Source organism: Piscinibacter sp. XHJ-5 (assembly GCF_029855045.1).
GTDB lineage: Bacteria > Pseudomonadota > Gammaproteobacteria > Burkholderiales > Burkholderiaceae_C > Albitalea.
Genome location: NZ_CP123228.1, coordinates 4,444,368 through 4,467,979, shown reverse-complemented (window position 1 = coordinate 4,467,979; position 23,612 = coordinate 4,444,368). Strand labels below are relative to the sequence as shown.

General features: G+C 70.3%; 21 protein-coding genes. All 21 read left to right on the top strand.

The genetic code is table 11. The features are described 5' to 3' along the window. Window positions 1–126: 126 nt before the first annotated feature. Complete coding sequence (locus tag P7V53_RS21100; protein ID WP_280151477.1) at window positions 127–2,271, top strand: indolepyruvate ferredoxin oxidoreductase subunit alpha; 2,145 nt, start codon at window positions 127–129, stop codon at window positions 2,269–2,271. Window positions 2,272–2,375: 104 nt separating this feature from the next. After that, complete coding sequence (locus P7V53_RS21095; RefSeq protein WP_280151476.1) at window positions 2,376–3,872, top strand: indolepyruvate oxidoreductase subunit beta family protein; 1,497 nt, start codon at window positions 2,376–2,378, stop codon at window positions 3,870–3,872. A gap of 15 nt (window positions 3,873–3,887) precedes the next feature. Next, complete coding sequence (locus P7V53_RS21090; RefSeq protein ID WP_280151475.1) at window positions 3,888–4,883, top strand: PDR/VanB family oxidoreductase; 996 nt, start codon at window positions 3,888–3,890, stop codon at window positions 4,881–4,883. Window positions 4,884–4,892: 9 nt separating this feature from the next. Beyond that, a complete protein-coding gene (locus P7V53_RS21085; RefSeq protein WP_280151474.1) occupies window positions 4,893–6,224 on the top strand; it encodes an aromatic ring-hydroxylating dioxygenase subunit alpha in 1,332 nt (443 codons plus the stop codon). Continuing rightward, window positions 6,221–6,703, top strand: a complete 483-nt coding sequence (locus P7V53_RS21080; RefSeq protein ID WP_280151473.1) for an aromatic-ring-hydroxylating dioxygenase subunit beta — start codon at window positions 6,221–6,223, stop codon at window positions 6,701–6,703. Before P7V53_RS21085 ends, P7V53_RS21080 begins: the two co-directional genes overlap by 4 nt. 2 nt (window positions 6,704–6,705) lie before the next feature. Then, a complete protein-coding gene (locus P7V53_RS21075) occupies window positions 6,706–8,343 on the top strand; it encodes an AMP-binding protein (protein ID WP_280151472.1) in 1,638 nt (545 codons plus the stop codon). Next, a complete protein-coding gene (locus P7V53_RS21070; RefSeq protein WP_280151471.1) occupies window positions 8,340–9,518 on the top strand; it encodes a thiolase family protein in 1,179 nt (392 codons plus the stop codon). Before P7V53_RS21075 ends, P7V53_RS21070 begins: the two co-directional genes overlap by 4 nt. Before the next feature lie 28 nt (window positions 9,519–9,546). Next, the gene (locus P7V53_RS21065; protein WP_280151470.1) at window positions 9,547–10,800 is read left to right on the top strand and encodes an SDR family NAD(P)-dependent oxidoreductase; all 1,254 of its coding nucleotides are present in this window, start codon (window positions 9,547–9,549) and stop codon (window positions 10,798–10,800) included. 1 nt (window position 10,801) lies between these two features. After that, window positions 10,802–11,596, top strand: a complete 795-nt coding sequence (locus tag P7V53_RS21060) for a cyclase family protein (RefSeq protein ID WP_280151469.1) — start codon at window positions 10,802–10,804, stop codon at window positions 11,594–11,596. Further along, complete coding sequence (locus P7V53_RS21055; protein ID WP_280151468.1) at window positions 11,593–12,321, top strand: SDR family oxidoreductase; 729 nt, start codon at window positions 11,593–11,595, stop codon at window positions 12,319–12,321. Before P7V53_RS21060 ends, P7V53_RS21055 begins: the two co-directional genes overlap by 4 nt. 16 nt (window positions 12,322–12,337) lie before the next feature. Then, window positions 12,338–13,492 (top strand): ABC transporter substrate-binding protein, encoded by a 1,155-nt coding sequence (locus P7V53_RS21050; RefSeq protein WP_280151467.1) that lies wholly within the window; start codon window positions 12,338–12,340, stop codon window positions 13,490–13,492. Beyond that, window positions 13,492–14,802 (top strand): aromatic ring-hydroxylating dioxygenase subunit alpha, encoded by a 1,311-nt coding sequence (locus P7V53_RS21045; protein ID WP_280151466.1) that lies wholly within the window; start codon window positions 13,492–13,494, stop codon window positions 14,800–14,802. Before P7V53_RS21050 ends, P7V53_RS21045 begins: the two co-directional genes overlap by 1 nt. A 4-nt stretch (window positions 14,803–14,806) precedes the next feature. After that, window positions 14,807–15,292 carry an aromatic-ring-hydroxylating dioxygenase subunit beta gene (locus P7V53_RS21040; RefSeq protein WP_280151465.1) on the top strand — a complete coding sequence of 162 codons (486 nt, stop codon included), beginning with the start codon at window positions 14,807–14,809 and terminating at the stop codon, window positions 15,290–15,292. Window positions 15,293–15,359: 67 nt separating this feature from the next. Then, window positions 15,360–16,469 carry an ABC transporter substrate-binding protein gene (locus P7V53_RS21035; protein ID WP_280156571.1) on the top strand — a complete coding sequence of 370 codons (1,110 nt, stop codon included), beginning with the start codon at window positions 15,360–15,362 and terminating at the stop codon, window positions 16,467–16,469. 10 nt (window positions 16,470–16,479) lie between these two features. Further along, window positions 16,480–17,535, top strand: coding sequence for a branched-chain amino acid ABC transporter permease (locus P7V53_RS21030; protein WP_280151464.1), 1,056 nt, complete (start codon window positions 16,480–16,482; stop codon window positions 17,533–17,535). Between the two features lie 177 nt (window positions 17,536–17,712). After that, on the top strand, window positions 17,713–19,551 hold the full coding sequence (locus P7V53_RS21025) for a branched-chain amino acid ABC transporter ATP-binding protein/permease (RefSeq protein WP_280151463.1): 1,839 nt from the start codon (window positions 17,713–17,715) through the stop codon (window positions 19,549–19,551). 59 nt (window positions 19,552–19,610) lie between these two features. Beyond that, window positions 19,611–20,330: an ABC transporter ATP-binding protein gene (locus P7V53_RS21020; RefSeq protein ID WP_280156570.1), complete on the top strand. Its 720-nt coding sequence runs from the start codon at window positions 19,611–19,613 to the stop codon at window positions 20,328–20,330. After that, entirely contained in the window at window positions 20,320–21,924 is a 1,605-nt protein-coding gene (locus P7V53_RS21015; RefSeq protein WP_280151462.1) for an ATP-dependent acyl-CoA ligase, read from the top strand. The genes P7V53_RS21020 and P7V53_RS21015 overlap by 11 nt, the downstream gene beginning before the upstream one ends. A gap of 37 nt (window positions 21,925–21,961) precedes the next feature. Then, a complete protein-coding gene (locus tag P7V53_RS21010) occupies window positions 21,962–22,489 on the top strand; it encodes a MarR family transcriptional regulator (protein WP_280151461.1) in 528 nt (175 codons plus the stop codon). Next, entirely contained in the window at window positions 22,486–22,953 is a 468-nt protein-coding gene (locus tag P7V53_RS21005; protein ID WP_280151460.1) for a thioesterase family protein, read from the top strand. The genes P7V53_RS21010 and P7V53_RS21005 overlap by 4 nt, the downstream gene beginning before the upstream one ends. A 139-nt stretch (window positions 22,954–23,092) precedes the next feature. After that, window positions 23,093–23,512, top strand: a complete 420-nt coding sequence (locus tag P7V53_RS21000) for a VOC family protein (RefSeq protein WP_280151459.1) — start codon at window positions 23,093–23,095, stop codon at window positions 23,510–23,512. Window positions 23,513–23,612: the final 100 nt, after the last annotated feature.

Below are 23,612 nucleotides of genomic sequence, written 5' to 3'. Positions count from 1 at the left end.
CCGATTGTGCGGCCGAGCGGGTTTTCCCGGATCCGTTGACGTATGACTTTTCATATGTTCAACTTTAAACTATTCTGGGAATCATGGATCGCGGAGTGCACCCGCGGCAGCCCACCGAGGACCCCGATGGCTGAGCGTTCGTTTGTCGAGGAAGTGAAGAAGCTGCGGCTCGGCGCCGGCGAGGTGTTTCGCGGCGAGGGCATTCTCGCGGTGACCAAGGCGCTGCTCGAGTCCGGCGTGGCCTACGTCGCGGGCTACCAGGGCGCGCCCATCTCCCACCTGATGGATGTGCTGGCCGACGCACAGGACATCCTCGCCGAGCACGGCATCCGCTTCGAGAACAGCGCCAGCGAGGCGACTGCCGCTGCCACGCTGGCCGCTTCGGTCAACTACCCGCTGCGCGGCGCGGTGACCTTCAAGTCGACCGTCGGCACCAACGTCGCCTCGGACGCACTGGCCAACCTGGCGTCGGGCGGGGTGACGGGCGGGGCGCTCATCGTCGTCGGCGAGGACTACGGCGAAGGCTCGTCGATCATGCAGGAGCGCAGCCACGCCTTCGCGATGAAGTCGCAGATCTGGCTGCTCGATCCGCGGCCCAACCTGCCGTCCATCGTGCAGGCGGTGAAGCACGGCTTCGCGCTGTCGGAGGCCAGCCGCACGCCGGTGATGCTGCAGCTGCGCATCCGCGCCTGCCACGTGCACGGCGAGTTCGTCGCCGCCGACAACGTGACACCCGCCTACACCGTGCGCGACGCCCTCGAGAGCCCGCGGCGCGACGTGAGCCGCATCGTGCTGCCGCCGGCGAGCTTTGCGCACGAGCAGGAGAAGGTGGCCGAGCGCTGGCCGGCGGCGGTGCGCTTCATCGAGGAGCGCGGCCTCAACGAATTCTTTGCCGAGGACGCCGACGACATCGGCATCGTCGTGCAGGGCGGCAGCTACAACACGCTCATCCGCGCGCTGTCTCGCCTGGGCATGGCCGACGTCTACGGCAACAGCCGCGTGCCGCTGTACGTGATGAACGTCGCCTATCCGGTGATCGACAGCGAGGTGCAGCGCTTCTGCCGCGGCAAGGGCGCCGTGCTGATGGTGGAGGAGGGCCAGCCCAACTTCATCGAGCAGAACATCGCCACCCTGCTGCGCCAGGCCGGCTCGACCACCGTGCTGCACGGCAAGGACCTGCTGCCGATGGCCGGCGAGTATTCCGCTGCCGAACTGCTGAAGGGCACGCGGGCATTCCTCGAGCGCTACGGCCGCATCGAGAAGCCGGCGACCCGCGCGGCCACGCCGAAGGGCGCGGTGATCCCGCTCAAGCCGATCGCCGACAACGTCAATGCGCGTCCGCCTGGCTTTTGCACCGGCTGCCCGGAGCGGCCCATCTTCACCGCGATGAAGCTGGTCGAGCGCGAGCTCGGGCCGCACCACGTCAGCGCCGACATCGGCTGCCACCTCTTCTCCATCCTGCCGCCGTTCAACCTGGGCAACACGACGATGGGGTATGGGCTGGGCGGGGCCGGGGCGGCCGCGCTGAATGCCCCGACGGGCAAGCGCGCCATCAGCGTGATGGGCGACGGCGGCTTCTGGCACAACGGCCTGACCAGCGGCATCGCCAACGCAGTCTTCAACCGCAGCGACAACCTCACCATCGTCGTCGACAACAGCTACACCTCGGCCACCGGCGGCCAGGACATCCTGTCGTCGACCGCCGAGAACCCGACGCGCAGCACCGGTCATGCGATCGAGTCGGCGGTGCGCGGCGTCGGCGTCAAGTGGGTGCGCACGATGCGCCGCACCTACGACGTCGCCGGCATGCGCGACGCACTGAAGGAGGCACTGACGACGCGCGAAAAGGGCCCGAAGGTGCTGATCGCGCAGAGCGAATGCATGCTCAACAAGCAGCGCCGCGAGAAGCCGCTGGTGCGCAAGGCGGTGGCCGCCGGCGAGCGCGTGGTGCGCGAGCGCTTCGGCGTCGATGCCGACACCTGCACCGGCGACCATTCCTGCATCCGCCTGTCCGGCTGCCCGTCGCTGTCGATCAAGCCCAACCCGGACCCGCTGCGCACCGACCCGGTGGCCACCGTGCTCGACTCATGCGTGGGCTGCGGCCTGTGCGGCGAGGTCTCGCACGCAGCGGTGCTGTGTCCCTCGTTCTACAAGGCGCAGATCGTCAGCAACCCGACGCGCTGGGATCGGCTGCGCCAACGCGTGCGACAGGCCGTGATCGGACGCCTGCAGCGGCGGGATGCGCGGGTCCGTGAGCGGTATGCGTTCTGAAGTGCCGGCCGACTGCTTCAACACAGAGAACACGGAGGACATCCAGATGAATTCCTTCCTCTTTGTGTTCTCCGTGCAGCACCGTTCACTGCGTTGAGCCAATGATGGCCACCCAACCCATCAAGATCGCCATCCTCGCCATGGGCGGCGAAGGCGGCGGCGTGCTGGCGGACTGGATCGTCGATCTCGGCGAGCACAACGGCCACATCGCGCAGACGACCTCGGTGCCCGGCGTCGCGCAGCGCACCGGCGCGACCATCTACTACGTCGAGCTGTACCCGAAGGGGCAGGCCGAGCGCGACGGCGGCACGCCCGTGCTGGCGCTGATGCCGCTGCCCGGCGATGTCGACGTGGTGCTCGCCTCCGAGCTCATGGAAGCCGGCCGCGCGGTGCAGCGCGGGCTGGTCACGGCGGACCGCACGACGCTGATCGCGTCGACTCATCGTGTCTACTCGATCGCCGAGAAGACGGCGATGGGCGACGGTCGTGTGGACAGCGAGCAGCTGCTGGCGCATGCGAAGGCGCAGGCCAAGCGCTTCGTGCGCTTCGACATGGCGCAGGCCGCCGAGGACGCCGGCAGCGTGATCAGCGCGGTGATGTTCGGCGCGCTGGCCGGCACGGGCGTGCTGCCGTTCTCGCGCAACCAGTTCGAGGCCACCATCCAGCGCGGCGGCGTGGGCGTCGCGCCCAGCCTGAAGGCCTTCGCCGCCGCCTACGCCCGGGCCGGTGCCGAGCCCGAGGAGGCGCCCGCGTTGCCTGCGATGCCCGCGCGCACGCCGCGCGATCCCGCCGTGCGGGCCTTGCTCGAGCGCATCGACGGCAACTTCCCGGCCGATGCCAGGGGCCTGATCGTCGAAGGCGTGCGCCGCCTCGTCGACTACCAGGACCCGGCGTACGCGGGGCTGTACCTCGATCGGCTGGCGCGCATCGCGCAGCTGCCGGCAGCCGACGGCGAGCCGCTGCTGCTGCGGGAGACCGCACGCCACCTCGCGCTGTGGATGAGCTACGAGGACACGATCCGCGTCGCCGAGCTGAAGACCCGCGCCTCACGCTTCGACCGCGTGCGCGACGAAGTGCGCGTGAAGGACGGCCAGCTGCTCGCGATCAACGAGTACATGCACCCGCGCCTGCAGGAGATCTGCGAGACGCTGCCGGCCGGCCTGGGCCGATGGCTGGCGGGCTCGGGCTGGCCGCGCCGCCTGGTCGAGCGCTTCACGCGCAACGGCCGCGTGATCACCACCAGCTCGCTGCGCGGCTTCCTGATGCTGTACCTCGTGGCCGGCATGAAGCGCTGGCGCCGCGGCACGCTGCGCTTCGCGGCGGAGACGCAGCGCATCGAGCCATGGCTTGCGCAGATCGCGCAGGCGGCTGCCGTCAACCCGCAGCTCGCGGTCGAGGTGGCGCAATGCCAGCGGCTGGTCAAGGGCTACAGCGACACGCACGCGCGCGGGCTGAGCAACTTCGAGGCCCTCATGGCGGCCGTGGAGCGCGCCGGCGCGGCGCTTGCGCCGGCCACGCTGCGCGAGCTGCGCGATGCCGCGCTGGCCGACGAGCATGGCGACAAGCTGCGCGCGACGCTCGCGCGCCATGCGCTGGCCTGAGACGGAATGCTTGCCATGTCGACCTCCACCCCCGCCACCTTGCAGCTGCGTGTCGCCGAGGCGCGCGACCTGAATCCGCTGATCCGCCTGATCTGCCTGCGCGCCGACGACGGCGCCGTGCTTCCAGGCTATACGGCCGGCGCCCACCTGCGCGTTCGGGTGCAGCTGCCCGACGGCCACGACGACTGGCGGCACTACTCGCTGATCAACCTGTCGCCGCGCGCCGACGCCTGGGTCGCGCCCACCGAGTACGTGATCGCTGTGCGCCGCGAGGACGAGGGCCGCGGCGGCTCGCGCTTCATGCACCGACAGGTGCAGCCGGGGCAGGTGCTGACGATCGAGCCGCCGAAGAACGAGTTCCCGCTGCGCGACCGAGGCGGCTGCGCCGTGCTGGTGGCCGGCGGCATCGGCGTCACGCCGCTCGTGAGCATGGCCGCGCAGCGGGTCGCGCAGCAGGCGCCGGTGCGCATGCACTACGCCGGCCGCAGCCGCGAGCTGATGGCCTTCCTGCCGCAGCTGCAGCAGCTGCTGGGCGACGCGCTTCACGTGCATGCCGATGCCGAAGCCGGCGCGCCGCTGGACGTCGAGGCATTGCTCGACGCATGCCGCGACGACGACCAGCTTTATGTCTGCGGCCCCAAGCCGATGCTGGACACGCTGCTCGCCCGCACGCAGGCCCGCGGCTGGACGCGCGAGCGCGTGCACTTCGAGGTCTTCACCGCGCCGACCGTCGCGGCGGGGGATCACGCCTTCGAGGTCGTGCTCGCGCAAAGCGGCCGCAGCCTCACGGTGCCGGCGAACCGTTCCATCCTCGACTGCCTCATCGATGCGGGCTGCGATCCGATGTTCGACTGCAAGCGCGGCGAGTGCGGCGTGTGCTCCACGCCGGTGCTCGAAGGCCAGATCGACCACCGTGACTACGTGCTGAGCGACGGGGAGAAGCGCGAGGGCAAGGTGATGCAGATCTGCATTTCGCGCTGCAAGGGCCAGCGGCTGGTCCTCGATCTGTAGGAGACGTCGATGAGCAAGTACGAAGGCCGACCCGATGCCGTGCAGGCGCTGGTGCGGGACACCGAGGTGCACAAGGACCTCTACATCGACCCCGAGCTGTTCGAGCTCGAGATGGAGCATCTGTTCGCCAACACCTGGATCTACGTGGGCCACGCGAGCCAGGTGCCGAACAAGGGCGACTACTACACCACCACCGTCGGCACGCAGCCGGTGGTCATGGTGCGCCACACCGACGGCAGCGTGAAGGTGCTCTACAACCGCTGCCCGCACAAGGGCACCAAGGTGGCCGGCGAGGTGTGCGGCAACACCGGCAAGTTCTTCCGCTGCCCCTACCACGCGTGGACCTTCAAGACCGACGGCAGCCTGCTGTCGGTGCCGCTGAAGAAGGGCTACGACAACACCGGCTTCGAATCGTGCGAAGCCAGCCAGGGCATGGCGCCGGTGGCCGCGGTGCACACCTACCGCGACTTCGTGTTCTGCCGGCTCAATGCGCAGGGCGTCGGCTTCGAGGAGTTCTTCGGGCCGTCGCTGTCGACCATCGACAACATGGTCGAGCGCTCGCCCGAGGGCCGCCTCGAGGTCGCCGGCGGCGTGCTGCGCTACATGCACCACTGCAACTGGAAGATGCTGGTCGACAACCAGACCGACACCTGCCACCCGATGGTGGCGCACGAGTCGTCGGCCGGCACGGCGGTTCGGGTGTGGAAGGAAGCACCCGAAGGCACGCCCAAGCCGATGGCGGTGGAGCTGTTCGCGCCGTTCGTGAATCCCTACGAGTTCTTCGAGAACATGGGCATCCGCGTGTGGGACAACGGCCACGGCCACACCGGCGTCGCCGACTCCATCCACGCGGCCTATTCGCCGGTGCCGGGCTACTTCGAGCAGATGGTCGCCGCCTACGGCGAGGAGCGTGCCAAGCGCATCCTCGGCGAGGTGCGGCACAACACCGTCTACTTCCCCAACATCATGGTGAAGGGGCCCATCCAGACGCTGCGGCGCTTCCTTCCGCTGGCCGCGGACAAGACGCTGGTCGAGTCGTGGACCTTCCGCCTGGTCGGCGCGCCCGACCTGCTGCTCGAGCGCACGCTCATGTACAGCCGCCTCGTCAACGCGCCGACCTCGGTGGTCGGCCACGACGACCTGGAGGTGTACGAGCGCGCACAGGAGGGTCTGCATGCCCGCGGGCGCGACTGGATCAACGTCGGCCGCCTGTACGACCCGGCCGAGCGCGGCCAGGTCAACGTCGCCACCAACGGCACCAGCGAATGGCAGATGCGCAACCAGTTCCGCGCATGGGCGAAGTACATGACGGCGTCGATGAAGGAGGGGGTGCGCACATGACTTCCTTCGCCGACAAAGAGCTGGTCGACTTCGTCTACGCCGAAGCACGCATGCTCGACGAGCAGCGCTTCGACGACTGGCTGAATCTGTTCACCGAGGACGCCTGCTACTGGATGCCGCTGGCGCCCGGCCAGCAGGACCCGCGGCTGCACACCTCGCTGCTCTACGAGGACAAGCTGCTGCTGCGCGTGCGCGTCGAGCGCCTCGCCGGCGCGCGCACCTTCTCGCAGCAGCCGCGCAGCCGCTGTCACCACCTGCTGCAGCAGCCGAGCGTCGAGCGGGCCGACCGCGACGCGGGCACGTACACGCTGCGCACGGCCTTCCACTATGTCGAGACCCGCCTGGACACCCAGACCCTGTTCGCCGGGTGGGCAACGCACGAGCTGGTGACCCAGGAGGGCGCGCTGCGCATCCGCCTCAAGCGCGTGGACCTGGTCAATTGCGACGCGGCCTTCGGAAACATCAACCTGTTCATGTAGCCATGGACTCGCCCGCGAACACGGTCGCCCACGCTTTCGCGCAATCCGCAGCGCGCTTCGGTGACCGGCCCTTCCTGTGCGTTCTGCCGGAGACCGCCGCGCTCTACGGCGTGCCGGCGGGCGAGACGGGCTACGCACCGATGCAGTCGCGCATCGAATCCTGGCGTGCCGCCTATGCCGCCGCCGGCTACGGCCACGGTCACCGCGTCGGCTTGCTGCTGGAGAACCGCCCGGCATTCTTCCTGCACTGGTTCGCGCTCAACGGGCTGGGCGTGTCGGTGGTGCCCATCAATCCCGACCTGCGGTCGGCCGAGCTCGAGTACCTGATCGGCCATTCCGAGATCGCGCTGGCCGTGGCGCTGCCGTCGCGCCACGAGATGCTGCATGCCGCGGCGCAGGCGGCGGGGCGCGCGATGCCCGTGATGGCCCCCGACGACACGCCGGTCGCTGCCGCCTTTGCGGCACCGCGCGAGCACGATGCGGTCGGCGAGACCACCGAGTGCGCGCTGCTTTACACCTCGGGCACCACCGGCCGTCCCAAGGGCTGCATCCTGCCCAACCGCTACTTCCTGCACGCCGGCGCCTGGTACGCCGCCATCGGCGGCCTGGCCGAGCTGCGCGCCGGCGAGGAACGCATGCTCACGCCGCTGCCGCTGGTGCACATGAACGCGATGGCGTATTCGACGATGGCAATGCTGCTGACCGGCGGCTGCCTGGTGCCGCTCGACCGCTTTCATCCGGGCAGCTGGTGGGACAGCGTGCGCGAGTCGCGTGCCACTGTCGTGCACTACCTCGGCGTGATGCCCGCGATGCTGATGAAGGCCGCGCCCTCGGACCGCGACCGCGAGCACGACGTGCGCTTCGGCTTCGGCGCCGGCGTCGACCGCGGGCTGCATGCGGCCTTCGAGCAGCGCTTCGCCTTCCCGCTGCTGGAGGCCTGGGCCATGACCGAGACCGGGGCGGGCGCGGTGGTCATCGCCAACCGCGAGCCGCGCCGCGTCGGCACCAGCTGCTTCGGCCGCGAAGGCGACGATGTCGAGGTGAAGCTGATCGCCGACAGCGGCGAGCCGGCCGGCGTCGACGAGCCCGCCGAGCTGCTGGTGCGCCATGCTGGCGGCGACCCCCGCGACGGCTTCTTCGCCGGCTACCTCAAGGACGAGGCGGCCACGGACGAAGCCTGGGCCGGCGGCTGGTTCCACACCGGCGACATCGTCAGGCGCGGCGCAGACGGGCAGCTGCACTTCATCGACAGGCGCAAGAACGTGATCCGCCGCAGCGGCGAGAACATCTCGGCCGTCGAGGTGGAAAGCGTGCTGCTGCAGCATCCGCGCGTGAAGGCCGCGGCCGTGGCGGCCGTGCCCGACGCGGTGCGAGGCGATGAGGTGCTGGCCTGCATCGTGGGCGATGGCATCGCGCCCGACGGTCAGGCGCGCCATGCCGCCGCGGCCGACATCGTCGACTGGTGCCTGGCCCGCCTGGCGTACTACAAGGCGCCGGGCTACGTCGCCTTCGTCGATGCGCTGCCGCTGACCACGTCGCAGAAGGTGCAGCGCGGCGAGCTGCGCGCGATGGCGGCGGCGCTGGTCGGGCAGGCGAATTGCATCGCCACCGCAGCGATGAAGAAGAGGACCATGACGTGACGGCCGTCCGCTCCCCGCGAGCCTCCTACGACGGCGTCGCCGTCGCGGTGCCGGTGACCGTGCCTTACGTGCGCTACTCCACGCACAACGCGCACTGGTTCATCGGCCAGGCGCTGCAGGCGCTGGTGCGCGGCTCGGGCCTCGCGAAGGAGCAGATCGACGGGCTCACGGTGAGCAGCTTCTCGCTGTCGCCCGACACCGCGGTGGGCGTCACGCAGCACCTGGGCCTGTCGCCGCGCTGGCTCGATCACATCCCCACGGGCGGCGCCTCGGGCGTGATGTCGCTGCGCCGCGCCGCCCGCGCGGTGCAGGCCGGCGATGCCGACGTGGTGGCCTGCATCGCGGCCGACACCAACCATGTCGATTCATTCCGGCTCACGCTGGGCAGCTTCAGCCACTTCGCGCGCGACGCCAGCTATCCGTACGGCTCGGGCGGGCCCAACTCGATCTTTGCCTTCATCACCGCGAACTACATGCGCGCCTACGGCGCGACGCGCGAGGACTTCGGCCGCATCGCCGTCGACCAGCGCAGCAATGCGCTGAAGAACCCGAACGCGCTGTTCAAGAAGCCGCTCACGCTCGACGAGTACATGGCGGCGCGCCCCATCTCGGACCCCATCCACCTGTTCGACTGCGTGATGCCCTGCGCCGGCGCCGAGGCCTTCCTCGTGATGCGCGAGCAGCGTGCGCGCGAGATGGGCCTGCCGCACGCGGTGGTGCGTGGTGCCATCGAGCGCCACAACGCGTATGCCGAGGATCCCGTGATGGTGCGCGGCGGCTGGCGTGTGGACCGCGACGATCTCTACGCGCAGGCGGACGCGACGCCGGCCGACATCGACTTCGTGCAGACCTACGACGACTACCCGGTCATCGTGATGCTGCAGTTCGAGGACCTCGGCTTCTGCGACAAGGGCGGCGGTCCGGCCTTCGTGCGTGCGAGCACCATGACGCACGACGGCAGCTTCCCCAACAACACCAGCGGCGGCCAGCTCTCCGCGGGGCAGGCCGGCGCGGCGGGCGGCTTCATCGGCATGACCGAGGCGATCCGCCAGCTGACGGCGCAGGCCGGCGACCGCGCGGTGCGCGACGCGAAGCTCGGCCTGGTCACGGGCTTCGGCATGGTGACCTACGACCGGTGTCTGTGCACCGGTGCGGTGATATTGGGGGCGGCGTGAGCGCTTTCGTCTGTCGTTGGAGCTCATCATGACCATGCCTTTGATGAAGCCCAAGCGCAAGAACCCGGTCCTGCGCACGCGGCAGATGAACCTGCCCCCGTGGGCGCGCGGACGCGTCGCACTGGGCATGACGGCCGCGGCGGCCGAAGGGCGCTTCGAGCTGCAGGTCTGCAAGGACTGCAGCGCGGTGCAGTACCCGCCGCGCGAGGCCTGCCACCGCTGCCTGTCGGCGCGCCTGCAATGGCGGGCGCAATCGGGCGAGGGCACCTTGCTCGGCACGACCACGCTTCACCACAGCAACGACCCGTTCTTCCGCGAGCGGCTGCCGTGGCGGCTCGGCCTGGTGCAGCTGGACGCCGGACCGTCGGTGATCGTGCACCTGCACGGCGAAGTCGGCGAGGCGCCGACGCCGGTGACGGTGGGCGCACGCCTGGACCGCGCCGGGCAGGCGGTGCTGATCGGATTTCCCCGCGAAGGGAGTGAACACATGGCTGACGACAAGATGCTGCGAGAGATGACCAGCGACCCCAAGTTCCGCAAGGTGCTGGTCACCGACGGCAAGACCGAGGTCGGGCAGGCGATCGTGCAGGCGCTGGTGAAGGCCGGCGCCGACATCGTGTGGGTCGGCCACGCCGAGCCGTGGAAGAAGCTGCCCGGCTTCGCCGACGTCACGCAGCTGCCGCAGGTCACGCTGGTGCCGCTGGACCTCACCAACGGCCGCTCGGTCAGCGAGCTGGCCGGCGAGATCGGCGGCAAGGTCGACATCGTCATCAACAACGCCGAGGTGCACCGCGCCTTCGGCATCGCGGCCCGCCGCGGCACCGACGTGGCCAAGGCCGAGATGGACATCAACTACTTCGGCCTGCTGCGCCTGGCGCAGGAGTTCGGCCCGGCATTGCGCGCGCGCTCCGCCGACGGCGTGACGCATGCGGCCGCGTGGGTCAACCTGCTGTCGATCTACGCGCTGAGCAACTTTCCGCCGCACGGCACCTTCTCGGCCTCGAAGGCAGCGGCGCATTCGCTGGCGCAATGCCTGCGTGCCGAGATGCGGCCGGCCGGCATTCGCGTGATCAACCTGTTCCCCGGGCCGATCGATGACGAGTGGAACCAGAACCTGCCGCCGCCGAAGGTCGCGCCGTCGGCCGTCGCGAGCGCGCTCGTGAAGGCGCTGCGCGAGGGCGTGGAAGACGTGTACCCGGGCGATGTGGCGCAGGAGTGGCTGGAGCGCTGGCGCGACAACCCGAAGGTGCTGGAGCGCGAGCTCGCGGCGGGAGGGCAGTGACATGCAGGCGAACAGTCAACTCCTGAGCGGCCTCGTCGCCGCCCTCGCCAGCGGCCGCATCCGCGTCGTCGACCTCACGCAGACGCTCACGCCCGACTTCCCGCAGATCGCCTTGCCGCCCGAGATGGGACAGTGCTGGCCGTTCCGCATCGAGGAGGTGTCGGCCTACGACGAGCGGGGGCCCGGCTGGTACTGGAACAACTTCTCCTGCGGCGAGCACACCGGCACGCACTTCGATGCGCCCATCCACTGGATCTCGGGCCGCGACCTGCCTCACAACTCGGTCGACACCATCCCCGTGCAGCACTTCGTCGCGCCGGCCTGCGTGATCGACTGCTCCGAGCAGGTGAAGGCCAATCCCGACTACCTTCTCACCGTTGCCGACATCGAGGGCTTCGAGGCGGCCCACGGCCGCATCCCGGCCGGCGCGTGGCTGCTCATGCGCACCGACTGGTCCAAGCGCCTGGACCCCGAGGCCTACCAGAACTTCGACGAGACCGGCCAGCACACGCCCGGCCCCAGCGCCGAAGCGGTGCAGTTCCTGGTCGAGCAGCGCGACGTGCTCGGCTTCGGCTCCGAAGCCATCGGCACCGATGCCGGGCAGGGCTACCACCTGCGCCCGCCCTACCCGTGCCACTACTTCATGCATGGGGCCGGACGCTATGGGTTGCAATGCCTGTCCAACCTCGACCTGCTGCCGCCGACCGGCGCGGTGGTGATCTGCCCGCCGCTGAAGATCCAGAAGGGCAGCGGCAGCCCCTTGCGCGTGCTGGCGCTGGTGGAGGACCGGGCATGAAGCCGTCACGTGTCGCCGCCGTCACCGGAGGCAGCGCCGGCATCGGCCGCGCGATCTGCGAAGACCTCCTCGCCCGCGGCTACGAGGTCGTCTCGCTCGCCCGCCGGCGCTGCGACATCGATCATGCGCAGCTGCACAACATCGAGGTCGACCTCGCCGACCGCCAGGCCACCGGCGAAGCCGCAGCCGAGCTCGTGCGCCGCTTCGACGTGACGACGCTCATCCACAACGCCGGCGTCATCCGGCCGGCCCTGCTGGCCGACGTGCAGATGGCCGACCTCGATGCGCTGGTCGAGCTGCACCTGGGCTGCGCGATCCAGCTGGTGCAGGCCGCGCTGCCGACGATGCGCGAGCGCCGCTTCGGGCGCGTGGTGCTGCTGTCGTCGCGGGCCGCGCTCGGCGCGCAGACGCGCACCGCCTACTCGGCCACCAAGGCCGGCATGCTGGGCATGGCGCGCACCTGGGCCCTCGAGCTGGCGGCCGACGGCATCACGGTCAACGTCGTGGCGCCGGGGCCGATCCACACCGACATGTTCTACGACGTGATCCCCGCCGGCAGCGAGCGCGAGCGCCAGCTGGCCGCGTCCATCCCGGTGCGACGCGTCGGCGAGCCGGCCGACGTGGCACGCGCCGTGTCGTTCTTCGCCGATCCGGACAACGCCTTCATCACCGGCCAGGTGCTCTACGTCTGCGGCGGCGCGAGCCTCGGCAGCCTGTCGCTCTGACCTCGCAGGAGAACCCATGACATCCCCGCTTCGCATCGCCGCCGCCCTCGCGAGCGCCGCGCTGGCCTGCTGCGCGCAGGCGGCCGACTTGAAGATCGGCTTCGTCAGCTCGATGTCCGGGCCGGTGTCCGCTCTCGGCATTCCGTACGCCAAGGGCATCCAGGCCGCGGCCGCCTTTCAGCCGACGATCGCCGGCCGCAAGGTCCAGCTCATCGTGCTCGACGATGCGTCCGACCCGAGCACGGCCGCGCGCAATGCACGCAAGCTGGTCACCGAGGACAAGGTCGACGTGCTCATCGGCACCTCGGGCGTGCCTGGCGCCATGGCCATCGCCGCTGTCGCGCGCGAGACGAAGACGCCGCTCATCTCGCCGACGCCCATCAGCGTGCCTGCCGACGACGGCGGCTGGAGCTTCACGGTGTCGCAGCCGTTTCCGCTGATGGTCGCCACCGTCGTCGAGCGCATGAAGAAGGGCGGCGTCAAGACGGTGGCCTTCATCGGCTTCTCCGATGCGCTGGGCGACCTGGCCTACGACTCGCTGGTCAAGGCGGCGGAGCCGGCCGGCATCAAGGTGGTGGCCGACGAGCGATATGCGCGCGGCGACTCGTCGGTGGCCGGCCAGGTGCTCAAGCTGATCGCAACGCGGCCCGACGCGGTGTTCGCTGGCAACTCCGGCTCGCCGGGCGCGCTGCCGTACCTGGCGCTGGCCGACCGCGGCTACAAGGGCCAGCTCTACGGCACGCACGGCCTCATCAACGCCGACTTCGTGCGCGTGGGCGGTGCCTCCGTCGAAGGACTGATGGTGCCCAGCGGACCGGTGATGGTGGCCGACCAGCTCGCCGCCGAGAACCCGGTGCGCAAGGTGGCGCTCGACTTTCGCGGCAGCTACCAGAAGACCCATGGCGCGGCGCCGGTGGACGCGTTCTCGGCCTACACCTTCGACGCCTGGCTGGTGTTCGCAGACGCCGCGGCGCGTGCACTGAAGACGAGCAAGGCGGAGCCCGGCACGCCCGAGTTCCGCACGGCGCTGAAGGACGCGATCGCCGCCACGAAGGAGCTGCCCGGCACGCACGGCGTGTTCAGCTTCCAGCCGAACAGCGCCTACGGCCTGGACAAGCGCTCGGCGGTGGTCATCAAGCTGGAGAAGGGCCAGTGGAAGCTGGTGCCGTGATGAAGATCAGCCGCGCCGACGTCGCCGCGCTCGTGCAGGTCGATCGCGTGCACCGCGACCTGTACCTGAGCCCCGAGTTGTTCGCACTCGAGCAGCGGCACTTCTTCGCCAACACCTGGAACTACCTCGGCCACACGAGCCAGGTGCCGGCGCCCGGCGACTACCTGGCGGTCGAGATCGCGGGCCGTCCGCTGCTGATGGTGCGCCAGCCCGACGGCGGCATCCGCGTGCTCTACAACCGGTGCGCGCACAAGGGCACGCAGCTGGTGAGCGACGCCTGCGGCAACACCGGCAAGTTCTTCCGCTGTCCGTATCACGCCTGGACCTACAAGCTCGACGGCTCGCCGCTGGCGATCCCGCTGAAGAGCGGCTACGAAGGCACGCGCCTGAAGGAATGCGAGTCGGGGCAGGGCATGACGGCGCTCCAGCACGTGGCGGTGTACCGCGACTTCGTGTTCGTGAAGCTCGCCGACGCCGGGCCCGACTTCGAGAGCTACTTCGGCGAGGCGCTGCGCGCGATCGACAACCTCGTCGACCGATCGCCGCTCGGGCGGCTGCGCATCGAGGGCGGGGTGCTGCGCAACGTCATCCACTGCAACTGGAAGATGTACCTGGAGAACATCAACGACACGGTGCATCCGATGTCGACGCACGAGTCGGCCACGTCGGCGGCGAACGGACTGTGGAAGGACCAGCCGGCCGACGCGCCCAAGCCGATGGCGATGGAGCAGATCCTGCCCTTCGGCGCCGGCTACGACTTCTTCGACCGCATGGGCGGGCGCGTCCTGCCGAACGGGCACAGCGTGCTGGGCGTCAACTTCAGCATCCATTCGGGCTACGCCGCCCTGCCGGACTACGAGGCCGCCATGCGCGAGGCGCACGGCGAAGAGCGCGCCGCCGAGATCCTGCAGCGCTCGCCGCAGAACGCGCTGTGCTTCCCCAGCCTCGCGCTCAAGGGCTCGCCGCAGGCCATCCGCGTGATCCGCCCGCTGGCGGTCGACCGCACGCTGGTCGAGGCCTGGAGCTTTCGCGCCGAGGGCGCGCCCGACCTGCTGTTCGAGCGCGCCATGACCTACAACCGGCTCGTCTTCTCGCCGATGTCGGTGGTGGCGCATGACGACGTGCACCTGTTCGAGAGCATCCAGCAGGGCCTGCGCGCGCAGGGCAATCCCTGGATCAGCCTGCACCGCGGCTTCGAAGCGCGCGAGCTCGATCAGGCGGAGCAGACGGTCAGCGGCACCAACGAGCTGTTGATGCGCAACCAGTTTCGCGCGTGGGCCAGGTTCATGACCCTGACGATGCAGGACTGACGCGATGGACGCTGCCACCGAACGCGAGCTGCTCGACTTCGTCGCCCACGAAGCGCGGCTGATCGATGCACGCCGCTACGACGAATGGCTGGCGCTGTTCGCCGACGAAGGCCGCTACTGGGTGCCGCTGATGGGCGAGGCGCAGGACGAGGGCGCGGCGCACAACGCGCTGGCCGACGAGGACCGCATGCTGCTGACGCTGCGCATCGAGCGGCTGAAGAGCCCGCGTGCCCATTCGCAGCATCCGCCCAGCCGCTGCCAGCACGTGCTGCAGCAGCCGGTGCTCGTGCAGGCCGACGACGATGCGCAGCGCTACGAGCTGCGCACGCCCTTCGTCTACGTCGAATCGCGCGGCGAGCGCCAGCTGATGCTCGCCGGCACGGTGCGCCACCGGCTGGTGCGCCGCGCAGGAAGCCTGCGGATCGAGCTCAAGCGGGTCGATCTGCTCGATGCCGGTGCGGCCTTGCCGGCCATCCAACTCTTTCCGTGACCAGCCATCCACCAGGAGACCCCAGATGATCAAGTTGCTTCGAATCGCCGCCGTGGCCGCGGGCGCCATGGTGATCGCCGCCGGCGCGGCGGCTGCCGACCTGAAGGTGGGTCTCAGCGTGTCGCTGTCGGGCCCCAACTCGTCGCTCGGCATCCCGTACGCCAAGGGAATGCAGGCCGCGCTGGCCTACAAGCCCGAGATCAACGGCCGCAAGGTGCAGCTCATCGTGCTCGACGACGCTTCGGATCCGAGCACGGCCGGCCGCAACGCGCGCAAGCTGATCGAGGACGACAAGGTCGACATCCTGATGGGCTCCTCCGGCGTGCCGGCGAGCGTCGCGATGGCGCAGGTCGGCAAGGAGGCGAAGACACCGATGATCGGGCTGTCCCCGCTGGCGCTCGACCCGAACGAGAACCCGTGGGTCGTCACCGTGGCGCAGCCGCCGCAGCTGATGATCGATGCGGTGGTCGAGCGCATGAAGCGCAACGGCGTCAAGACGGTGGGCTACATCGGCTTCTCCGACTCGTGGGGCGATCTCGTCTACGGCGCGCTCAACAAGGCGGCCGAGCCGGCGGGCATCAAGGTGGTGAGCAACGAGCGCTATGCCCGCGCCGATGCGTCGGTGACGGGACAGGTGCTGAAGATCGTCGCGCTGCGCCCCGATGCGGTGATGACCGGCGGCGCCGGCACCCCGGGCGCGCTGCCGTTCCTCGCGCTGGCCGAGCGCGGCTTCAAGGGCGGGGTGTACGGCCAGCACGGCCTCATCAATCCCGACTTCATTCGCGTGGCGGGGGCTGCGGGCAGCGGCGCGCTGATGCCGACCGGCCCGGTGATCGTCGCCGAGCAGCTGCCGGCGGAGTACCCGACGAAGAAGATGGCGCTCGACTTCAAGGCGGTGTTCCAGAAGGTCAACAACGCCCCCTCCACCGACGCCTTCTCGGCCTACTCCTTCGACAGCTGGCTGGTCTTCGCCGACGCCGCCTCGCGGGCGATGGGCAAGGCCGAGCCGGGCACGCCGGAGTTCCGCGTGGCGCTGCGCGACGCGATCATGAGCACCAAGGAAGTGGTGGGCACGCACGGCGTCTACAACTTCAAGCCGGGCAGCCTGTACGGCGTGGACACGCGCGCGCGGGTGATCGTCAAGCTCGACAACGGGCAGTGGAAGCTGGCGCCCTGAGGAGACCGGCATGACCTGGGACGTCGCCCTCATCCTCGGCATCGACGGCCTGGCCAACGGGGCGGTCTACCTGCTCGCGGGCCTGGGGCTGGTGCTGATCTTCTCCGTCACGCGCGTGGTGTTCGTGCCGTTCGGCGACGTCGCGGCTTTCGCTGCGCTGAGCCTGGCCGCCTTCGAGACCGGGCGCACGCCGGCCACCATCGGCCTGGTGCTCACCCTGGCAGCGCTGGCGCTGATCGCCGAGGTGTGGAGCCTGGCGCGCCGCGGGGAGCTCGCGCGCATTCCGCGTGCGCTGCTCGGCTGGGGACTGTTGCCGGCGCTGCCTTGCCTCGCGGCATGGGCCATCTCCGGTCACGCGGTGCCCGCGGCGGTGCGCATTGCCGTCGCCGTCGCGCTGGTCGTGCCGATCACGCCGCTGGTGGCGCGCGTGGCGCTGCAGCCCATCGCCGACGCCTCGGTGCTGGTGCTGCTGATCGTGTCGCTGGCGCTGCACTTCCTGCTGTCCGGCCTGGGCCTGCTGTTCTTCGGCCCCGAGGGCTCGCGCACCGGACCGCTGGCCGACGGCGCGCTGACCCTGCCGGGCGGCTTTCCGCTCAGCGCGCAGGTCATGCTGATGATCACCTCGGCGGTGGTGCTGAGCGCGCTGTTCTTCCTGATGTTCGAGCGCACGGTGGCCGGCAAGGCGCTGCGCGCCACCGCCGTCAACCGTGTCGGCGCGCGGCTGGTCGGCATCCGTCCCGCGCGCACTGCGCTGCTCGCCTATGTGCTCGCTTCCCTGCTCGCGGGGTTGATCGGCGTGCTGGTCGCGCCGGTCATGACCATGTACTACGACTCGGGGTTCCTGATCGGCCTGAAGGCCTTCGTCGCCGCCATCATCGGCGGCCTGGTGAGCTATCCGCTCACGGCCATCGGCGCACTGGCGGTGGGCGCGGTGGAAAGCTTCGCCTCGTTCTGGAGCGGCGCGCTGAAGGACGTGATCGTGTTCAGCCTGCTCATCCCGGTGCTGATGATGCGCTCGTTCCTCGCGCGGCATGCGGAAGAGGAAGCCGAGGAGATTGATCAATGAGCGCCGCCGGGCCGTTCCCAAGGCGCTCGCTCCCCCTCGGGGGGACCGGCGCGCAGCGCCGAAGGGGGCAAACATGAGCGCCGCCGGGCCGTTCCCAAGGCGCTCGCTCCCCCTCGGGGGGACCGGCGCGCAGCGCCGAAGGGGGCAAACATGAGCGCCGCCGGGCCGTTCCCAAACATGAAGCGCCGCCATCTGCTGCTCGCCGCGGTGATTGCTGCCGTGGCCGTCGCCCCCCTCGTGCTCGGCAACTTCGCCGTCTCGCTGCTCAACGACATCGGCATCGGCGCGCTCGTCGCGCTGGGACTCGTGCTGCTGACCGGCGTCGGCGGCGCCACGTCGTTCGGGCAGGCGGCCTTCGTCGGCATCGCGGCCTACGGCACCGCCTGGCTCACCACCACGCAGGGCCTGTCGCCGTGGATCGGACTGCTGTTCGCGCTGGCGCTGACCGGCTCGGCGGCGCTGGCCATCGGCCTGCTCACGCTGCGCCTGGGCGGCCATTTCCTCCCGCTGTCGACCATCGCGTGGGGCCTGTCGATCGCGCTGCTGTTCGGCAACATGGACGCGCTGGGCCGCCACACCGGCCTGTCCAACATCCCGCCGCTCAAGCTGGGCGGCTGGTCGCTCGCCGGCGCACCGTCGATCTACTACCTCATCTGGGGCCTCGTGGGCCTGGCCTGCCTGTTCAGCCACAACCTGCTGCAGTCGCGCCCCGGCCGCGCGATCCGCGGACTGCGCGGCGGCGCCACGCTGCTGGGCAGCGTCGGCGCCGATGCATTCCGCGTGCGCCTGACGCTGTTCGTGATGGCCGCGCTGCTGGCCGGGCTGGCGGGATGGCTGTACGCGCACATGAACCGCTTCGTCAGCCCGTCGCCCTTCGACGTGCGCGCCAGCATCGAATACCTCCTGATGGCGGTGGCCGGCGGCCTCGGCCAGCTGAGCGGCGCGCTCGTCGGCGCGGCGCTGGTGCTGGTGCTGAAGAACGGGCTGCAGGACCTGCTGCCGCTGCTGTCGCAGCGCGGCGGGCAGCTCGAGGGGGTGGCGTTCGCGCTGCTGTTCATCGTGCTGCTGCACCAGGCGCGCGGCGGACTGATGGGCTTCGTGACGCGCTGGACGCGCGGGCGCTTCGCGGCCGAACCGCACGACGCGCCACGGGTGCCCGTCGAGCCGCTGCCGCGGCGCGCGCTGCCGCAGCCCGGCGAGCCGGTGCTGGCGGTGGCCGGCGCGGTCAAGCGCTTCGGCGGCCTGGTGGCGGTCAACGACGTGAGCTTCGAGGTGCGCGCCCGCGAGATCGTCGGCCTGATCGGGCCCAACGGCGCCGGCAAGTCGACGATGTTCAACCTGCTCACCGGCACGATGCCGATGACGGCCGGGCGCGTCGAGTTCCTCGGGAAGGACATCACCGGCCTGGCGCAGCAGCGCATCGCCCGCCTGGGGATGGCGCGCACCTTTCAGCACGTGAAGCTGCGCCCGCACATGAGCCTGCTCGACAACGTGGCGCTGGGCGCGCATGCACGCGCCAGCGCCGGCGTGATGGCGGCCGGCCTGCGCCTCGATCGGCGCGAGGAGGCCCAGATCATGGCCGAGGCGCGCCACCAGCTCGAGCGCATCGGGCTGGCCGATCGGGCGCACGAGCTGGCGGGCAGCCTGCCGCTGGGCACGCAGCGCATCCTCGAGATCGCCCGCGCGCTGGCCGCCGACCCGGTGCTGCTGGTGCTCGACGAGCCGGCCGCCGGCCTGCGCCGCAAGGAGAAGCAGGCGCTGGGCGAGCTGCTTCGCAAGCTGCGCGACGAGGGCGTCACCATCCTCATCGTCGAGCACGACATGGACTTCGTGATGAAACTGGTCGACCGGCTGGTGGTGATGACCTTCGGCTCCAAGCTCGTCGAAGGCACGCCCGCAGCGGTGCGCGCCGACCCGCGGGTGCAGGCCGCCTACCTCGGCAGCGTCGACCACGTGGAGAAGCAGGCACCCCCGCCGGCCGATGCTTCGCCCGAGCGGATGAGGAGGGCCTCATGAGCCAGGCAGCCGCCCTGATGGCGAACGGCGACGCTCGCCAGCCCGACCCGGCCAGCCCCATGCTCGAGGTCGGCGAGCTGCACGTGTCGTATGGACAGGTCGATGCGGTGCGCGGTGTCTCGCTCTCGCTGATGCCCGGACAGATCGTGTCGGTGATCGGGCCCAACGGCGCCGGCAAGACGACGCTGCTCGGCGCCGTGATGGGCCTCTTGCCGTCGCACGGCACGCTGCGCTTCGAGGGCGAAGACCTCGGGGGCCTCGACGTCGAGTCCCGCGTCGAGCGCGGCCTGTGCCTGGTGCCCGAGAAGCGCGAGCTGTTCGGCGAGCTGACGGTGCTCGACAACCTGCTGCTGGGTGCGTACGCCAAGCGGCTGTCGGGTGCCACGCTGCGCAGCCGGCTCGATGCCGTGTATGCGCGCTTTCCGCGCCTGGCCGAGCGCCGCGTGCAGCGCGCCGACACCTTGTCGGGCGGCGAGCGGCAGATGCTGGCGCTGGGCCGTGCACTCATGTCCGCGCCGCGCCTGCTGATGCTCGACGAGCCCAGCCTGGGCCTTGCGCCGCTCATCGTGCAGGAGATCCTGTCCATCGTTCGCAGCCTGCGCGAGGAGGGCGTGTCCATCCTGCTGGTCGAGCAGAACGCGCGTGCCGCGCTGGAGACCTCGGACCACGGCTATGTGCTGGAGACCGGCGAGATCGCGCTGAGCGGCGCGTCGAGCGCCCTCGCCGGCGACCCGCGTGTGCAGGCGACCTACCTCGGCGGCGGCACCGATGACGATTGATGCGCCGGCCTGCAGGCCGCTGGCGCCGCCCGAGCGCACGCTGCCGGCGATGCTCCGGAGCGCCGCCGCGCGCTTCGGCGACCGGCCGCTGCTCGATGTCGCCGGCGCGTCATGGACGCATCGCGATGCCGCCGACGCCGCCGCGAGGCGCGCGGCGGCCCTGCGCGCGGCCGGCGTGTCGCGCGGCGATCGCGTGGCGCTCATGTGCTCGAACCGCGTCGAGTTCCTGGAGACCTTTCTCGCCTGCGGCTGGATGGGCGCCGCGACGGTGCCCATCAACAGCGCGGCGATGGGACCGCAGATCGAGTACTTCCTGGCCGACAGCGGCGCGCGCCTGCTGGTGATCGAGGCGCAGTTCCTCGAGCGCCTGGCCACTGCCGACCTGTCGCGCACGGCGCTGCAGGCGATATGGGTGGTCGGCGCGGCGGCCGGCGTGGCCGAGGCGGTGGGCGTGCGGTGCACGGTCTGGCCTCCAGGCGGCGAAGCGGTGCCGGCGCAGCCCGTGCAGCCCGGCGATCCGTTGGCCATCCTGTACACCTCGGGCACCACGGGGCCGGCCAAGGGCGTGCTGTGCCCGCATGCGCAATACCACTGGTGGGGCGTGAACACCGCACAAGTGCTCGGCGTGGCGGCGAGCGACGTGCTGTGCACGACCTTGCCGCTGTTCCACATCAACGCGCTCAACACCTTCGCGCAGGCCTTGCTCACCGGCGCTCGCGTGGCCTTCGAGCCGCGCTTCTCTGCATCGGGCTACTGGGCCGCGATGCGCGCGACGCAGGCGACCGTGGTGTACCTGCTCGGCGCGATGGTGCCCATCCTGCTGGCGCAGCCGGCGACCGAGGACGAGCGCCGCCATCGCGTGCGCATCGGGCTCGGCCCCGGCGTGCCGGCGTCCGCCGGCGAGGCCTTCCAGGCCCGCACCGGCGTGACGCTGCTCGAAGGCTACGGCTCCACCGAGACCAACTTCGCCATCGCCACGGCGGTCGATTCCCCGCGTCGCGGCGTCATGGGCTGGCTGCGGCCCGGCTTCGACGCGCGCGTGGTCGACGAGCATGACGTGGCGCTGGCGGCGGGCGAGGCCGGCGAGCTGCTGCTGCGCGCCGACGAGCCCTTTGCCTTCGCGAGCGGCTATTTCGGCATGCCCGAGCAGACGGTCCAGGCGTGGCGCAACCTGTGGTTCCACACCGGCGACCGCGTGGTGCGCGACGCCGACGGTGCGTTCCGCTTCGTCGATCGCATCAAGGACGCGATCCGCCGGCGTGGCGAGAACATTTCGTCGTTCGAGGTCGAGCAGGTGCTGCAGGGCCATCCGGCGGTGGCGGCGGTGGCGGTGTATCCGGTGCGCTCCGAGCTCGCCGAGGACGAGGTGATGGCGGCGCTGGTGTTGCGCGAGGGCCAGTCCGTCGAGCCCGCCGACCTGGCGCGCTTCTGCGAATCCCGCCTGCCGTATTTCGCCATTCCGCGCTACATCGAGCTGATGGCCGACCTGCCGCGCACCGAGAACGGCAAGGTGCAGAAGTACAAGCTGCGCGAGCGTGGCGTGTCGGCGGCGACCTGGGAACGGCCGGCCGCTGGCGGACGGCCGCCGCGCTGACTTGTGGAGTAGATCAAACCAACAGGGTGGTGGAGACATGAACCACGACGATGCCTCGCACGAGCTGCTGAGAGAGGCGCGCGGCCTGGGACTGGAGGGCGGCGCGGGGCGCGACGACCATGCCAAGCTGAAGCTCTGGCTGCGCATGCTGTCGTTCACCACGCAGGTGGAGGCGGAGATCCGCCGCCGGCTGCGAGCGCGCTTCGACATCACGCTGGCGCGCTTCGACTACATGGCGCAGCTGTACCGGCACCGCGACGGGTTGAAGATGCGTGACCTGTCGCGCTCCCTGATGGTGACGGGCGGCAACGTCACCGGACTCACCGACGACCTGGAAGGCGACGGGCTGGTCCTGCGCGAAGGCAGCCCCACCGACCGCCGCGCCTGGATCGTGCGCCTCACGCCCAAGGGTCGCCGCAGTTTCGAGGCGATGGCCAGCGAGCACGAGGCCTGGATCCTGGAGCTGTTTGCCGGCATGGAAGACGAGGCCGTCAAGCAGTTCCACGACCAGCTCGGCAAGCTGCGCGTCCATCTGATCCGCCATGAGCAGGAGCAAGCCCCATGAGCATCCAGCCGCGGGCCCACGCCTCCTTCATGCGCGAGCGTCGGATCCGGTTCTCCGACTGCGACCCTGCGGGCATCGTGTTCTATCCGCAGTACTTCGTCATGCTCAACGGGCTGGTCGAGGACTGGGTCGACGACGGCCTGGACATCGGCTTCGGACGGCTCGTCGGTGAACGCGGAATCGGCCTTCCCACGGTGCGACTGGAGGCGGACTTCCGTGCCGTGAGCCGCATGGGCGACCGGGTCGAGCTGTCGCTGGCCGTGGAGCGGCTGGGCAGCCGCTCGATCACGCTGGACCTGCACGTCGCCGGCGACCGTGGCGATGTGCGCATGAGCGTCCGGCAGGTGCTGGTGACGACCTCGCTGGTCGACCATCGGGCGATCGACATCCCGGCAGACCTGCGCGCGGCCATCGCGTCGAGAGCCAATCCCGCCGCAGCGAGCCGGCAACCGGCGCAGGAATAGCGGAGCGCCCGGACTGCGCTGTGCGCCGACGATGCGTCGCAGCGATGTCGATTCCGCCCGCTGCGGATCGTCGTGGTTCTGAGCCGTCCCGGATGCCCGAGGCGCGAGACGGCCGCCAACCCCAGCAAGGAGCTTTCCCATGCCCCGCATGATCTTCGTCAACCTGCCCGTCAACGATCTCAAGGCCTCGATGGCCTTCTACCGGGCGCTCGGCTTCGAGAACAACCCGCACTTCACCGACGACACCGCCGCCTGCATGGTGTGGAGCGAGGCGATCAACGTCATGCTGCTCACGCACCCCAAGTGGCGCGCCTTCACCAGCCGGCCCATTCCGCCCAGCACCGCCAGCGAGGTGCTGCTCGCCGTGTCCTGCGACAGCCGCGAGGCCGTGGATGCCATGAACCGTGCGGCGGGCGAGAACGGCGGCACGGCCGACATCAATCCCGCGCAGGACCTGGGCTTCATGTACCACCGCAGCCTCTGCGACCCCGACGGCCACGTCTGGGAGGCGATGTGGATGGATCCGGCTGCCATCCCCTCGGGCGACAACGCGAGCTGAAGCCTTCTCGTCCGGGTCGACGGACATTCGAAGGCTTCTCCATCGAAAGAAGGCGCCGGCTGTCCGGGTGGAACGGTGCCCGACGTATTGGGGCCGAGGG